Origin of the sequence: Nocardia gamkensis NBRC 108242 (assembly GCF_001612985.1) — a bacterium.
Lineage (GTDB): Bacteria > Actinomycetota > Actinomycetes > Mycobacteriales > Mycobacteriaceae > Nocardia > Nocardia gamkensis.
In genome coordinates this window covers 158,828-171,588 of the sequence record NZ_BDBM01000004.1, presented here as the reverse complement: position 1 = coordinate 171,588, position 12,761 = coordinate 158,828, and the positions used below count along the sequence as shown (strand labels likewise).

Below are 12,761 nucleotides of genomic sequence, written 5' to 3'. Positions count from 1 at the left end.
CTCACCGTGACAATGAATCCCGCGTACGACATGACCTATCGCGTCGAACGTTTCGAACGCGGGCAGGCCCACCGGGTCCGGTCGGTGGAACAACGCATCGGCGGCAAGGGCATCAACGTGACCCGCGTGCTGAATCAGCTCGGCAAATACGCCAGGGCCACCGGGTTCTCCGATCACGCCTTCGCGGCGGCCGCCGAACTGGAGTTGCCGGTCGACTTCGTGCACGCGCTGCCCTGGGTGCGCCGCACGGTGGTGATCAGCGAGTCCGAGGACGGCACCGCCACCGCGCTCTGGGAGCCGGGCGCCCGGGTCTCCAATCCGCACGCCGCGGAGCAGTTGGCGGTCCGGGTGGCGGGCCTGCTGCCCGATATCGCCGGGTTGGTCATCTCCGGGTCGCTGCCGGGCGGCATCGACCCCTCGTTGCCCGCCGAGATCGCCCGCACCGCCATCGCGGCGGACGTGCCCACCATCTGCGACGTCGATGGCGAGGCGCTGCGCTTGGCCGCGCAGGTGCCCGGCATCGTGCTCACCCCGAACGAGAGCGAACTCCAGCGCCTCACCGGCGCGGAGCCGACGACCGCCGACGACATCGTCGGCGCCGTGCAGCCGCTGATCGCGCACGGCGTGCGCGCCGTGATCGCGACCCGCGGCCCCGAGGGGATCACCGCCGTGACCGCCGACGGCGCGTGGTCGGCGGTGCTGGCCGAACCGCTCGCCGGAAATCCCACCGGCGCGGGCGATGCCGCGGTGGCGGCCGTGATCGCCGCCCTCTCGTCCGCATCGCGCACCGACTGGCCCGCCCTGCTCTCCGACGCGGTCGCGACCTCGGCGGCCGCCGTGGTCGTCCCGGTGGCCGGTGAGATCGACCGCGGTCTGCGCACCCGCCTCACCCCGACCGTCCGGATTCGAGAACTGGATCTACCAGCACCGCAGGAGGCTGCCTCGTGACCGCCCAGCCCACCGATCCGGCCGGCCACCGGCCCTGCGAGCCGAGGCATAGTCCTCGTCACACGGCGACCACGGCGGCGCCCAGTGTGCCGGGTCGTCCGATCCGTTGTCCCGAGACCCGAAAGCCGGCGCTATGCCGCTGACTTCGATCCCCGACCTGATCGCCGCGGTCCGTCCCGGCGGACTCGGCGCGTTCAACGTGATCACCCTCGAGCACGCCGAGGCGATCGCGGCCGCCGCGGAATCGGCGAAACGGCCGGTGGTCCTGCAACTGTCGGAGAACACCGCGCTCTATCACCGTGGCATCGCCCCGCTCGCCCTCGCCTGCCTGCGCATCGCCGCCGACAGCGACGCCGCGATCGCGGTCCATCTCGACCATGCCACCACCGCCGAATTGATCCATACCGCGGTCGATCTCGGCATCCGCTCGGTCATGTACGACGGCTCCGCCCTCGACTACGCCGACAACGTCGCCGCCACCACCGCGATCACCGCGTGGTGCCACCAGCGCGACGTGCACATCGAAGCCGAACTCGGTGCGGTCGGCGGCAAGGACGGCGCCCACGCGCCGGGCGCGCGCACCGATCCAGACGAGGCGGTGGAGTTCGTGCGCGCCACCGGCGTCGACGCACTCGCGGTCGCCGTCGGCTCCGCACATGCGATGCACACTCGCACCGCCGAACTCGACAACGACCTGATCGCCCACCTGGCCGCGAAGGTCCCCGTCCCCTTGGTGCTGCACGGCTCCTCCGGCGTCCCCGATCACGGCCTGCGCGCCGCCGTAGAACACGGCATGACGAAGATCAACATCGCCACCCGCCTCAACATCCGAATGACGTCCGCCATCCGCGATCACCTCGCGAACACCCCCGACCTCTCCGACCCACGCAAGTACCTCACCCCCGCCCGCGCAGCCGTCCAATCGGAAGTCGAACACTTCCTCCATCTCCTCGCCGATGCCCGCCCCGACGACAACGCGCCGCCGGGTGATGAGGTGGAGAGCTGATTCTCCGGCAATGTGACGATCGACTGTTCCGAGCCCCTCGCCCTCGCACATTCTGGAGCGTCGTCACCGGATGGCCGGTAGCGGGCCCACCGATGACTTCCACGAGTGGCACACCATGGTGAGGCCCTCTCGCAGTTTGCCGCAGCCATGTGCCGCTCGCGGCAAGGAAACGGCCGGCGGCGCGTGCGAGGGTTTGCGCGCCGTCGGCCGGTTCGGGTGGCGGGCAGGGCAGTTGCCCACCGGTGGAGCTGTCGATGGATCGCTTCGCATCGACGGGGACACTCTTGCCGGTGGAGCTGAGTGCTCGGTGTCGTGAAGCTGAGAGTCGGCTGGGAGATGTGTCAGGTGAGTTCGGTGCGGATCGCCGTGGTGAACGCCGCCCACTGGGTCACTGTGAACGCCAACGTGGGCGATGCATCCGATGGTCCCCGGAACTTGCTGTCTCTGACCAGGACTCGACCGCCGTCGAAGCACACCTCTACGCAGGCCTGACTATCGCTGGAATAGGACGACTTGAACCAGCCGCCCGCGCCGCCCATAGCGGTCAGGCTCCTGCGCGGATCGCCGTGGTGAACGCCGCCCACTGGGTCGGCGTGAACGCCAGGATGGGCGATGCGTCCGGCGACCCTTGAAACTTGCTGTCTCGAACCAGGACCCGAGCACCGTCGAAACACACCTCTACGCAGGCGGTGCTGTCGTTCGAATGTGATGACTTGAACCAGCCGGCCGCGCTCCCCATGCCGATCAGGCTACAGCGCGGCGAGTCTGCGTTCGATCAACGCTATCGACTCGTTCCGTGCAAGCGCGTGCTCGGCGAGAGTGGTGGCGAACATGGTCGCGAGATGACGCACCGGTTCGTTCTCCTCGATCACTCCGAGATGGACCAGCGTCTCGGTCCACGCCACGTCGGGAAGGAGTGCGCTGTCGAACCCGAGCAGGTGGAACGACGCACCGGTCAGCAGCACACCACCTGGCGCGTCGAAGGGCACGACCCGAACGTCGACTGTGTCGGCGTGCGTCTCGGTAATCGACAGCAGGTGTGAAAGCTGATTTTTCAGGACCGCCACACCCCCGGTGCGCTGGGTCAGCGCGGCCTCGTTGACGATCGCGGTGACCCGAAGCGGCTCCGATCCGGTGAGCCGCTGCTGACGCCGCATGCGAACTTCGACCCAGCGCTCGATTTCCACTTGACGAACCCGCGCCCGGTCGTTGGCGATCACCGCACGCGCGTAGTCCTCGGTCTGCAAAAGACCGGGAATCAAGATGCTCGCGTAACTACGGACGCTCCGCGCCCCGTGCTCCAATCCATAGAGGCGTATCACCTCGTCCGACAGCAACCCCGCGTACTCCGACCACCACCCGCGCTGCTTCGCGATGTCGCGCAGCCGCAACATCTCCTCGCGTTCGGCCGGGTCGAATTCGAGCAGGCTCATCAGATTCCGCAGTTTGTCCTCGGCCAGGACGCGTTCTTTCTCCACCTTCGACCAGTACGACAGCGTGAAGCCCAGTTCCTTGGCGATGACGGACGCGGACACGTCGAACTCGGTGCGGCGGCGTTTGATTCGGAGCATGAGTTCCCAGCGCGCGACCGTGGGCGAAAGTGGTGCCATCGTCCGATGAGTCCTTCCGGCTGTTCGTGCAGATGACCGTACCCGCATCCACAGCGGGGCAAGTTTGTCAAATTGACTAGTCAAGTTGACTTGTCAGCGGTCCCGCACCTACTCTGCTTGTGTTGCGCATCACAGCGGGGCTGGTGGAACAGCCCGCTCGGCGGGGATGAAGGGGGTTCCGATGTCGGTGCATGTCGTCGACCGGATGTGGATCGTGAGTGATCAGACGCCGCATCAGGCGCGGCGGGTCAGTGACGACGCGTGGGTGGTGTCCTATCTGCGTGGCCGGATGGTGTCCACCGAGCAGGCGACCGCGGCTATCCAAGCGGCGGAGATGGTTGCGCTGACGGAGGAGCTGGTGCGCCGCATCGGGCTCACGCCGCTGGAGGCCGTCGGTCTCGTGGTCCTCGAATCGCCGTGGGACACCGGGCCGTTGCGCAAGCGGTACCGATTGCCGCGTCCGGGCGGGCGGCATCGTCGATGATCCTTCGCGTCTCGCGTGACGCCCGCCGCGACCATTCGATCCAGGGGGTTATCGCAGTGGAACCACTGCCGACCAAAGAGCTCATCCTGCAGGCCTGCCGCACCGCGCCCCGCCGCGCACACCCGATTCTGGAATCGGCCCACTTACTCGCGGGATTGCATCAACGCCGCCTGCGCCGTGGCCTGGGCGGGACGAACGACATCGACGGGCACCGCGCCCGCCTCGTCCTCGCGATCGACCGCTGGGTCGCCACCGAGGCGCCGCTGCCACACGGCGGCGCGCACATGCACACCGAAACCGTGGGCATGGTGGTCGACCGGCTCGCCCAGTTCTCCGCCTGCGCCTACGAGATCCTCTCCGGCGCCCCGGAATGGGCCGTGCACGATGCCTGGGAGCGCCTCGCCGAACTCGCGCTCGGCTACGAGGATCTCGCCTACGAGGTCGCGGCGGGCGTGCGCCGCCTGCCCTACCTCAGCGGCCCGCGCGATCAGCCGTGACTCACTCGGCGTCCGGATCCGGCCAGGCATTGGCCTCGACCCTGGCGCGCACCCGGGCCACGTCGGCTTCGGAGGGCATGTCGTTGGTGATCTTGGTGATCATCACCTGGATATCGGTCTGGTCGATGTCCGCCCCGCCGAAGCCGGTCAGCTCGGCGGCGATCCGGGCCACCTCTTCGTCGGACAGGCGACGGCGCAGCAGCGCGAGCAGCGGGATGTAGTCGGACTCCGGCACGCCGTCCGGGTATCCGACCCGCAGCCAGCCGATGATCGCGTGCAGGAAGGGTGGCATCGGCGGCGGCTCGGTCAGTCGGAATCGGCGGGCGGATCGGCCAGCGGCCAGCCGCCCGCGGCCAGATGGGAGGCGACGCGAGAGACGTCGCCTTCGGCCGGTTGCTCCATCGCGAACCGGGCGATGGCCTGCTCGATCTCGGCGTGGGTGATCGTGCTGTCCGGATTCGAAGCGACCAGCTCCTCGGCGATCGCGACCACCTCGTAGTCGGTGAGGTGCCGGTGCAGCACGGCGAACAGGGCCACATAATCCGCCTGCGGGACACCCTGCGGATACCCCGCGCGCAGCCAGCCCACGACTTTGCCGAGCAGCTTCGGCCGGAGCGGAGCTGGTTTCACTGGATCGGTCACGCCGGCACTCCTCACGCCTGCCCGAACAAATGGATGCCGAATCTGGCGGCGATGAACGCTTTCGCCGTATACAGGATGCCACTGACGATCGCCACGACAACCAGCGCGAAGCACGCCAGCGCGACCGCGAGGGCGGGGTAATTGCGCCGCACCGCCCCCGCTCCCGCGTCGGTCGTCACGGTCGTCGACCAGAACCGCACCCCGATCGCGAAGATCATCGGCAGGCCCGCGCCGAGCACCAGGCCTGCCGCGACGACTTTCCACAGCGCGTTCAGATTCGTGACGAGAGTGTGCACGCCTGGTCCTCCTACACCTGGGCCGAACGGTTCTTGTCCGCCGACGTGGCGGGCGGCGCGGCGGTGGGCGGATCGGTCCCGTCGCCCGGCCAGTCGTTGACGTTGCCGGTGTGTACCGGATCACGCCGCGACCGCAGGTACATCAGCGTCGACAGGCCGATCAGGATGCCGAAGACCACGAGCACACCGGCCAGCCCGCCGATGACGTGGGCGATGGCCCAGCAGATCGCTCCCGCGACCGCGGCCAGCGGCAGCGTGAGCAACCATGCGACCACCATCCGCCCCATCACGGCCCAGCGCACCTCGGCGCCCTTGCCGAGACCGGTGCCGAGGATCGCGCCGGTGGCCGTCTGCGTGGTGGACAGCGGCAACCCGAAATGGGCCGAGGTCAGGATGATCGCGGCCGAGGCGGATTCCGCCGCGAGGCCCTGTGGCGAGTCGATCTCGACCAGGCCCTTGCCCAGCGTCCGGATGATCCGCCAGCCGCCGAGGTAGGTGCCGGCCGCGATGGCCACGGCGCACGCGGCCATCACCCAGAGCGGCAGGTCGTCATCCTTGGTGAGCGTCCCGTGCGCGACGAGTGCCAGGAAGATCACGCCCATCGTCTTCTGCGCGTCGTTCGTGCCGTGCGCCAGCGAGACCAGCGAGGCGGAGCCGATCTGCCCCCACCGGAAGCCCTCGGTGACCTTCCCTTCGTCGGCGCCGCGGGTGATCCGGTACACCAGCCAGGTGCCGATCGCCGAGACCAGCGCGGCGACGACGGGCGCGAGCACGGCGGGAAGAATGATCTTGGTGATCACGCCGTCCGATCCGGATGCCCAGATCACCCCGCTCCAGCCCAGCGCGGCCAGCGTCGCCCCGATCAGACCGCCGAACAGCGCGTGCGACGAACTCGATGGCAGGCCGAAAAGCCAGGTGAGCAGGTTCCACAGGATCCCGCCGACCAAACCGGCGAACACGATGACGATCAGGTCCTGGCCGCCGACGGCATCGAGTCGCACGATGCCCTTCGCCACGGTGGCGGCGACGGCCACCGACAGGAACGCGCCGACCAGGTTCAGCACCGCGGAGAGCGCGACCGCCACCCGCGGCCGCAGCGCACCGGTGGCGATCGAGGTCGCCATCGCGTTGGCGGTGTCGTGGAAGCCGTTGGTGAAATCGAATGCGAGCGCCGTGACGATGACGATCAGGAGAACCAGTAATTCGACGGTCACGCCTCCAGTGTGCTGCACCCCCGGATGGCGGAGCCAGGTCGGTCACCGAAAGTTCCGCCCACCGAGATGGACTAGTCTGGTTCGCCCTGCTCAGCCGGATCGAGTGCACCGCGCGGCGACCGGACGGCCTGCGAACCGATCATCGATCCACGAGTTCGCGCCGGGGATGCCGCTGAGGCCGACCAGGAAGTGTTCGCCGAGATAGACCTGGAAGTCCACCGGTGTCCCGGCTCCGCACCAGTCCGCGTACAGCTTCTCCGCCCCGGCCAACGGCACCCATGGGTCGTGCGTCGCGTGATAGAGGAACACCGGCACGGTAGGCGCGCTCGCGCCCAGCCGATTGGCGGCCAGGATCTCCCTGACCATCGGCAGCTCGGTGGGCGCGGCGGCATGGGTGAGCGCCTGCACCGGAATCGGCGCCACGGCACCGCCGAACTCCTCCCCGGTCATGCACATGTCCTTGCCGATCTGGGCCAGTCGCCAGCCGTCGTCGTTCATCAGGTCCAGCAGCTCGGGATACTCCCGCGCCAATCCGAGCGTCGCGGCCAAGAAGACTCCGGACGCGGCGTTGCGGCCGTTCATGGTGGACAGCAGCATGCCGAAGTCGGCGGGAACACCGCCGAACGCCGCACCCACCAGATTGAGCTCGGGCGCATACGCCGGGGCCAACTGGGCGGCCCATCCGCTGGCGATGGCGCCGCCGGAGTATCCGGTGACCAGCGTCGGAGCGTCCGGTCGCAACCCGAGTTCCGGCGTTCGCACCGCGGCCCGGATCGAGTCGAGCACCGCGTGCCCGGCCATCAGTCCCGCCCCGTACGCCTGCCGCGGGCCCTGATGGTCGGGCACGAGCACGGCGTATCCCTTGGACAACGGAATCTGGGCGGCCCACATCTCGGCCCACAACGGGTTCTTCAGCTCGTAGGACGGTGCGCACCGATGCCCGAGCGAGTCGATCGCGTGATTGAGCGACAGCACCGGTCGCGGCCCCGGCCCGGTCCACGGCGTCCGCGGCACGAGCAACGTCGCGACCACGGGGACCGGGCGATCCTTGGAATCGGTGGACCGGATCAGCAGTTCGGTCGAGTGCAACGGGAACGCGGTCAGGCCCGTGCCGCCCGGACGGGACGCCAGAACCGTTCCCGGCGGTGTGTTCTCGAATTCCGGCGGCGGGGTGTAGAACGGGTCGCCCAGCGGCGTGGGCAGGATCCCGGAGTATTCACGCGAAGGCGTGAGGAACTGCTCGATCGGATTCGCCTGCACGGGCGTGCCGACCGCACTCACCGCCAAGACGCCCAGCAACGCCGCCACCAGCCGGACATAGCGTCCGCACAGCACAATTCGCATCGTCCCACCCGCCCGCCGATTCCTTGTCCGGAGGTACGAACCGGCCGGACCATTGCAGTGTGGCGGCCATCCGGAACCTTGCGCTGCCCATACTTACAGTGGCTCGATTCGCCACGCACGCCCGACACGCACCCGGCGCGGGAGCAAGCGCGCTTCACATCGCGGCGACGGTCACGGCAGTAGCGCGCGGACGGTGTCGATGGTGTCCGCGTCGGCGGGTTCTTTGTCGGGGCGATAGCGCACCACCCGAGCGAAACGCAACGCGACCCCGCCGGGATAGCGCGGACTGACCTGCACGCCGTCCAAAGCGATCTCCACAACCAGTCGCGGCCACAGATACACGGTGTGCTGATCACGCGAGCGCTCGTGGCGGGGGAATTCGGTGGTCTGCCATTGCAACAGCGCGTCGGTGAGTCCCTTGAAGGTTTTGCCCACCATGACCGGCTCGCCGCTGTCCGGGTCGCGCGCGCCGAGATGCAGGTTCGACAGGTAGCCCGTGCGACGGCCGTAGCCCCATTCCGCGCCGAGCACTACGAGGTCGAGGGTGTGCGTCGGCTTGATCTTCTGCCAGGCCCTGCCCCGCCTGCCCGCGGCGTACGGCGCGGTCAGCGACTTGATCATGACGCCCTCGTGGCCCGCCGCCAGCGCGCCGTCGAAATATTCGGCGGCCGCTTCGGCATCCGGCCGCAGCAACGCGGGAATGGTGTGCGTGCCCGCCACCTTCGTCAGCGCGGCGCGCCGCTCCGACAGCGGAGCGTCGAGCAGGTCCCGGCCGTCCAAGTGCAGACAGTCGAAGAAGTATGGATGCAGCAGCAACTCCCGGGTGGAGCTCGCCTCGGCGAAGCGGCTCATGGTCTCCTGGAACGGACGTGGCCGTCCCGCGTCGGTGAGCGCCAGCGTCTCCCCGTCCAGGACGACGCTCGTGCAGTCCAGGCCGGCGACCAGCTCGACCAGTTCGGGCACGCCCGCGGTGATATCGCGCAGCGTCCTGGTGAAGATGCGGACCCGGTCGCCGTCCCGGTGCACCTGGATGCGGGCGCCGTCCAGCTTGTGCTCGACGCTCACCTCGCCCTCGAACTCGATCAGCGCCTCGTCCAGCGTCGCGCCGGGCGAGGCGAGCATGGGCTGGATCGGGCGGCCGACTTCGAGCCGGAACTCCGCGAGTGCGGCAACGCCGCCGGTCAGCGCCGCGACGGCGGTGACCGGCAATCGGCCCGACAGCATGTACGCCCGGCGCACCAGATCAGGCGGCACGCCCGCGGCGACGGCCACCGCTTCGGCGACCACGGCGGTGAGCGCTCCTTGGCGCAGTTCCCCGGTGAGCAGGCGCAGCAGGAAACTCTGCTCATCCGCCGTCGCCGCGGACCACAGCGCCCCGAGCAGCTCCTTGCGCCGGGCGGCGGACCCGGCGCCGGAGGTACCGGCCAGCTCGCTCAGCGCGACGTGCACCGCCGCGACGGTCAACGTCGCGACCGGCGCCGGCGGGCTGTCGAGCGTGGTGAGCGTGCGCCAGCCCGTGCCGATCCGCCCCTGCGGTAGCTCGCCGGACGCCCAGGCGACGACGGGCGCGAGCTCGTCGGCGGCGGCCGAGGTCAGCAGCCCGGCCAGCGTGGCGATCTTCGTCTTGCGTGACCTGGTCGCGCGCACGGTCTCCGAGGCCAGGACGACATCCGAGAACAACACCCTGCCGACGGTAGCCGCCGGGTACGACACATGTCTGCGAGGAGTGTTAATCCGTAATTGGCACGGATGCGAACCCGGCCATAAGCTGGACGCATGGCCAAGACTTACGTCGGCGCTCGGCTGCGTCAGCTGCGGACCGAACGCGGGCTGAGCCAGATCGCGCTGGCCCAGCAGCTGGAGATCTCGGCGAGTTACCTCAATCAGATCGAGCACGACGTGCGCCCCCTCACCGTCCCGGTGCTGCTGAAGATCAGCGACGTGTTCGGCGTCGACGCGACCTTCTTCTCCGCGCAGGACGACACCCGGCTCATCGCGGAGCTCCAAGAGGTCGTGATGGACCAGGAGCTGGGCATCGAGGCCGACGCCCAGGAGATCGCGGACATGGTCTCGGCGCATCCGAGCATGGCCCGCGCGCTGGTCAACATGCACAATCGCTACCGCAACACCTCCGCCCAGCTGGCGGCGGCCACCGAGGACCGGTTCGCCGACAGCGCGGGCAGCGGCGCGATCAGCAAGCCGCACGAGGAAGTGCGCGACTACTTCTACCAGCGCCAGAACTACATTCACGAGCTGGACACCGCCGCCGAGGAGCTCACCGCGCGCATCCGTTTCCACGGCGGCGACGTGAACAGCGAGATCGCCAGGATCCTGCGCGCGCACGACGTGCGGATCACCGAGCGCATCGATCTCGGCGAGGGCGTGCTGCACCGCTACGACCCGCAGACCCGCAACCTGGAGATCGCGCCGCATCTCTCCGGTGGGCAGCGCACCTTCAAACTGGCCGCCGAGCTGGCCTACTTCGAATGCGGAGAGTTGCTGGAGAAGCTGGTCGAGGAGGGCAATTTCGCGTCCGAGGACGCCCGCAAGCTGGCCATGCTCGGGCTGGCCAATTATTTCGCCGCGGCGACGGTGCTGCCGTATACGCATTTCCACGAGGTGGCCGAGGACTTCCGCTACGACATCGAGCGGCTGTCGGCGTTCTTCACGCAGAGCTACGAGACCATCTGCCACCGGCTGTCCACATTGCAACGACCATCGCTGCGCGGCGTGCCGTTCTCGTTCGTGCGGGTCGACCGCGCGGGCAATATGTCCAAGCGCCAGTCGGCCACCGGTTTCCACTTCTCCGCCAGCGGCGGGACCTGCCCGCTGTGGAACGTTTACGAGACCTTCGCCTATCCCGGCAAGATCATGACGCAGATCGCCCAGATGCCCGACGGCCGCAAATATCTCTGGGTGGCTCGCACGGTCGAACGCCGCGCCACCCGTTTCGGCCAGCCGAGCAAGACCTTCGCCATCGGGCTCGGCTGCGAACTGCGGCACGCGGCCCGGGTGATCTACGCCGACGGCATCGACCTCGACGAGGTGCAGCCGACGCCGATCGGTGCGGGCTGCCGAGTCTGCGAGCGGGCCAACTGCCCGCAGCGCGCGTTCCCGCCGTTGGGCAAGGTGCTCGACATCAGTGAGCACCGCAGCTCGGTTTCGCCGTATGTGCTGAAGTAGTCGCCCGCCATCTGCGTCCCGGTCGACAGCTGGATTGCCGTCATGGCGCGAAGGGAGATTCGCGCTACCCGCCCGAGCAGGCGCGGGCCGCCGCGGTGACGATGCTGCGAGATGGCGCCCGGGAATTCCACGACATCGAAATCGAGGTCGCCTGGGACGGTCCACCGACCGGAAGAACCCGGACCGGCCGCGTCGTTCCGGTGCGGTGCGGCGAACCTACGAGTGAACGAACATCCGGCCGGTATCGCATTGCGCGATATCGGCCGGGATGTCTTGTTCGATCAAGCGATCTGCGCCCTTCGCTGCATCCGCAGACCGATCACCGTCATCCCCAGTGCGGCGACGAGCAACAGCGCCAGCGTCCAGGCGAGGGTGGCGAAGCCGTGCGGCGCCGCCGCGGCGGCGACCAGCGGGCCGATGGTCGCGCCCACGTAGAAGCTGAACATCGCGACCGACATGGCGGCGGCGCGGGATTCGCCGCCCAGTTCGCCCGCGCTCTGGAGCACGGCCGGAGCGATGATGCCGAGTCCGCCGACCAGCACGGCCAGCAGGACGGCAAGCACGAGCGGATGGGTTCCCTCGAAGGTCGCGACCACCATCGCCGTCGCGGCGATGAGCACGCCGAGCACGATCTGGCCGTGCTTGGACAGCCGGGCAAGCGGCACCGCGAGCAGGGGCAGCGCGATCATCACCGGCAGCGCGCCCGCCCGCAGCGCGAGCAGTTCGCCCGAGCCGCGGACCACCCCGGTCAATTCCAGGCCGGTGTACACCCCGACCATCACCGCCATGCTCATCGCGCCCGCGATCAGCATCGGCACCAGCGCCCGGATGCGCAGCACCGCGGGAATCGCGGCGTAGCTGTGCCGCAGCGGCTTGTCCCGGCCGGTGGGCGCGTCGGCCAGCAACGCCGACCGCAACGCCAGCGCGAGGACGGCGAACCCGATCGCGGAGGCGACGAACACCGTGCGCCACGGGAACGCGCCGACCATCCATTGCGACACGATCTGCGCGACCACCGTCGCCGCGAGGAACGATGTTGCCACGGACATGGTGGCCACGGCACGGTGCGCGGGCGTGATGCGAGTCGCCACATAAGCCATGATCGCGGGCGGAATCGAGCCGACGACCAAGCCCTGCGCCACCCGCAGGGCGACGGCCGGCGGGGCACTGAAGGCCAAGCCGGTCAACAGGGTGACCACCGAGGCCGCCAGCATGCCGGTGACCAGCACCCGGCGGTGACCGTAGCGATCCGACAGCGGCCCGAACAGGACGAAACCGCCCGCGTAGCCGAAGGCGAACGCGCTGATGATCCAGGTCATCGCCGCCGAGCCGACACCCCAGTCGGCCCGCATGGCGGTGAAAAGCGGAATGGGAACGTACATCTGGCCGGTGGCCAGCAGTGCGGCAAGGACGAAGAAAGGCAGGGTGCGCCCGGTGTGGGCTCGCGCCGAGGTGTCTCGGCCGCGCGTCCGGGCCGGAGCCGCGGACTGGAAGGTGGACATTGCCATGGCTCGAAGGTAGGCCCGCGGAAGGCCGT

At 68.9% G+C, this 12,761-nt stretch carries 15 protein-coding genes; 5 read left to right on the top strand and 10 right to left on the bottom strand.

Going from position 1 to position 12,761, the window contains the following annotated elements; genetic code table 11:
* Positions 1-6: 6 nt before the first annotated feature.
* On the top strand, positions 7-948 hold the full coding sequence (locus tag NG1_RS03945; protein WP_281218067.1) for a hexose kinase: 942 nt from the start codon (positions 7-9) through the stop codon (positions 946-948).
* Between the two features lie 133 nt (positions 949-1,081).
* A complete protein-coding gene (locus NG1_RS03940) occupies positions 1,082-1,954 on the top strand; it encodes a class II fructose-bisphosphate aldolase (protein ID WP_062968061.1) in 873 nt (290 codons plus the stop codon).
* Positions 1,955-2,295: 341 nt separating this feature from the next.
* Here the strand turns inward: NG1_RS03940 and NG1_RS03935 are convergent, their stop codons facing one another.
* Genes NG1_RS03935 through NG1_RS03925 form a run of 3 tightly spaced genes read right to left on the bottom strand, consistent with a single transcriptional unit; the run spans position 2,296 to position 3,564 of the window.
* Positions 2,296-2,493 (bottom strand): DUF397 domain-containing protein, encoded by a 198-nt coding sequence (locus NG1_RS03935; protein WP_062968059.1) that lies wholly within the window; start codon positions 2,491-2,493, stop codon positions 2,296-2,298.
* A gap of 5 nt (positions 2,494-2,498) precedes the next feature.
* Positions 2,499-2,693, bottom strand: coding sequence for a DUF397 domain-containing protein (locus tag NG1_RS03930; protein WP_062968057.1), 195 nt, complete (start codon positions 2,691-2,693; stop codon positions 2,499-2,501).
* Between the two features lie 10 nt (positions 2,694-2,703).
* On the bottom strand, positions 2,704-3,564 hold the full coding sequence (locus tag NG1_RS03925; RefSeq protein WP_062968055.1) for a helix-turn-helix domain-containing protein: 861 nt from the start codon (positions 3,562-3,564) through the stop codon (positions 2,704-2,706).
* Positions 3,565-3,745: 181 nt separating this feature from the next.
* Between NG1_RS03925 and NG1_RS03920 the strand changes: the two genes are divergently transcribed.
* Both NG1_RS03920 and NG1_RS03915 read left to right on the top strand, forming a co-directional pair.
* Positions 3,746-4,048 (top strand): hypothetical protein, encoded by a 303-nt coding sequence (locus NG1_RS03920; RefSeq protein WP_040870859.1) that lies wholly within the window; start codon positions 3,746-3,748, stop codon positions 4,046-4,048.
* A 56-nt stretch (positions 4,049-4,104) separates the two neighbouring features.
* Positions 4,105-4,545 (top strand): DUF4254 domain-containing protein, encoded by a 441-nt coding sequence (locus NG1_RS03915; RefSeq protein ID WP_062968053.1) that lies wholly within the window; start codon positions 4,105-4,107, stop codon positions 4,543-4,545.
* Between the two features lies 1 nt (position 4,546).
* On the opposite strand, the gene NG1_RS03910 is transcribed toward NG1_RS03915, so the two are convergent.
* From NG1_RS03910 to NG1_RS03885, 6 genes are all read right to left on the bottom strand, one after another.
* On the bottom strand, positions 4,547-4,837 hold the full coding sequence (locus NG1_RS03910; protein ID WP_062968051.1) for a DUF3349 domain-containing protein: 291 nt from the start codon (positions 4,835-4,837) through the stop codon (positions 4,547-4,549).
* 14 nt (positions 4,838-4,851) lie between these two features.
* On the bottom strand, positions 4,852-5,187 hold the full coding sequence (locus NG1_RS03905) for a DUF3349 domain-containing protein (RefSeq protein WP_062968049.1): 336 nt from the start codon (positions 5,185-5,187) through the stop codon (positions 4,852-4,854).
* 11 nt (positions 5,188-5,198) lie between these two features.
* The gene (locus NG1_RS03900) at positions 5,199-5,483 is read right to left on the bottom strand and encodes a hypothetical protein (protein WP_062968047.1); all 285 of its coding nucleotides are present in this window, start codon (positions 5,481-5,483) and stop codon (positions 5,199-5,201) included.
* Positions 5,484-5,494: 11 nt separating this feature from the next.
* A complete protein-coding gene (locus tag NG1_RS03895) occupies positions 5,495-6,697 on the bottom strand; it encodes an inorganic phosphate transporter (RefSeq protein ID WP_062968353.1) in 1,203 nt (400 codons plus the stop codon).
* A gap of 90 nt (positions 6,698-6,787) precedes the next feature.
* Positions 6,788-8,041 carry a lipase family protein gene (locus NG1_RS03890; RefSeq protein ID WP_062968045.1) on the bottom strand — a complete coding sequence of 418 codons (1,254 nt, stop codon included), beginning with the start codon at positions 8,039-8,041 and terminating at the stop codon, positions 6,788-6,790.
* 171 nt (positions 8,042-8,212) lie between these two features.
* The gene (locus tag NG1_RS03885; protein WP_062968351.1) at positions 8,213-9,724 is read right to left on the bottom strand and encodes an ATP-dependent DNA ligase; all 1,512 of its coding nucleotides are present in this window, start codon (positions 9,722-9,724) and stop codon (positions 8,213-8,215) included.
* A 93-nt stretch (positions 9,725-9,817) separates the two neighbouring features.
* Here NG1_RS03885 and ramB point away from each other — a divergent pair, with 93 nt between their 5' ends.
* Positions 9,818-11,224, top strand: coding sequence for an acetate metabolism transcriptional regulator RamB (ramB, locus tag NG1_RS03880; RefSeq protein ID WP_062968043.1), 1,407 nt, complete (start codon positions 9,818-9,820; stop codon positions 11,222-11,224).
* 281 nt (positions 11,225-11,505) lie between these two features.
* Here ramB and NG1_RS03875 read toward each other — a convergent pair whose 3' ends face one another.
* Entirely contained in the window at positions 11,506-12,732 is a 1,227-nt protein-coding gene (locus tag NG1_RS03875) for an MFS transporter (RefSeq protein ID WP_062968041.1), read from the bottom strand.
* Positions 12,733-12,761 lie beyond the last annotated feature (29 nt).

Bases quoted from the DNA above. Each gene is read 5' to 3' on its own strand.
- NG1_RS03940 (WP_062968061.1), top strand. From the start codon at position 1,082: ATGCCGCTGACTTCGATCCCCGACCTGATCGCCGCGGTCCGTCCCGGC.
- NG1_RS03935 (WP_062968059.1), bottom strand. From the start codon at position 2,493: ATGGGCGGCGCGGGCGGCTGGTTCAAGTCGTCCTATTCCAGCGATAGT.
- NG1_RS03930 (WP_062968057.1), bottom strand. From the start codon at position 2,693: ATGGGGAGCGCGGCCGGCTGGTTCAAGTCATCACATTCGAACGACAGC.
- NG1_RS03925 (WP_062968055.1), bottom strand. From the start codon at position 3,564: ATGGCACCACTTTCGCCCACGGTCGCGCGCTGGGAACTCATGCTCCGA.
- NG1_RS03920 (WP_040870859.1), top strand. From the start codon at position 3,746: ATGTCGGTGCATGTCGTCGACCGGATGTGGATCGTGAGTGATCAGACG.
- NG1_RS03910 (WP_062968051.1), bottom strand. From the start codon at position 4,837: ATGCCACCCTTCCTGCACGCGATCATCGGCTGGCTGCGGGTCGGATAC.
- NG1_RS03890 (WP_062968045.1), bottom strand. From the start codon at position 8,041: ATGCGAATTGTGCTGTGCGGACGCTATGTCCGGCTGGTGGCGGCGTTG.
- ramB (WP_062968043.1), top strand. From the start codon at position 9,818: ATGGCCAAGACTTACGTCGGCGCTCGGCTGCGTCAGCTGCGGACCGAA.
- NG1_RS03875 (WP_062968041.1), bottom strand. From the start codon at position 12,732: ATGGCAATGTCCACCTTCCAGTCCGCGGCTCCGGCCCGGACGCGCGGC.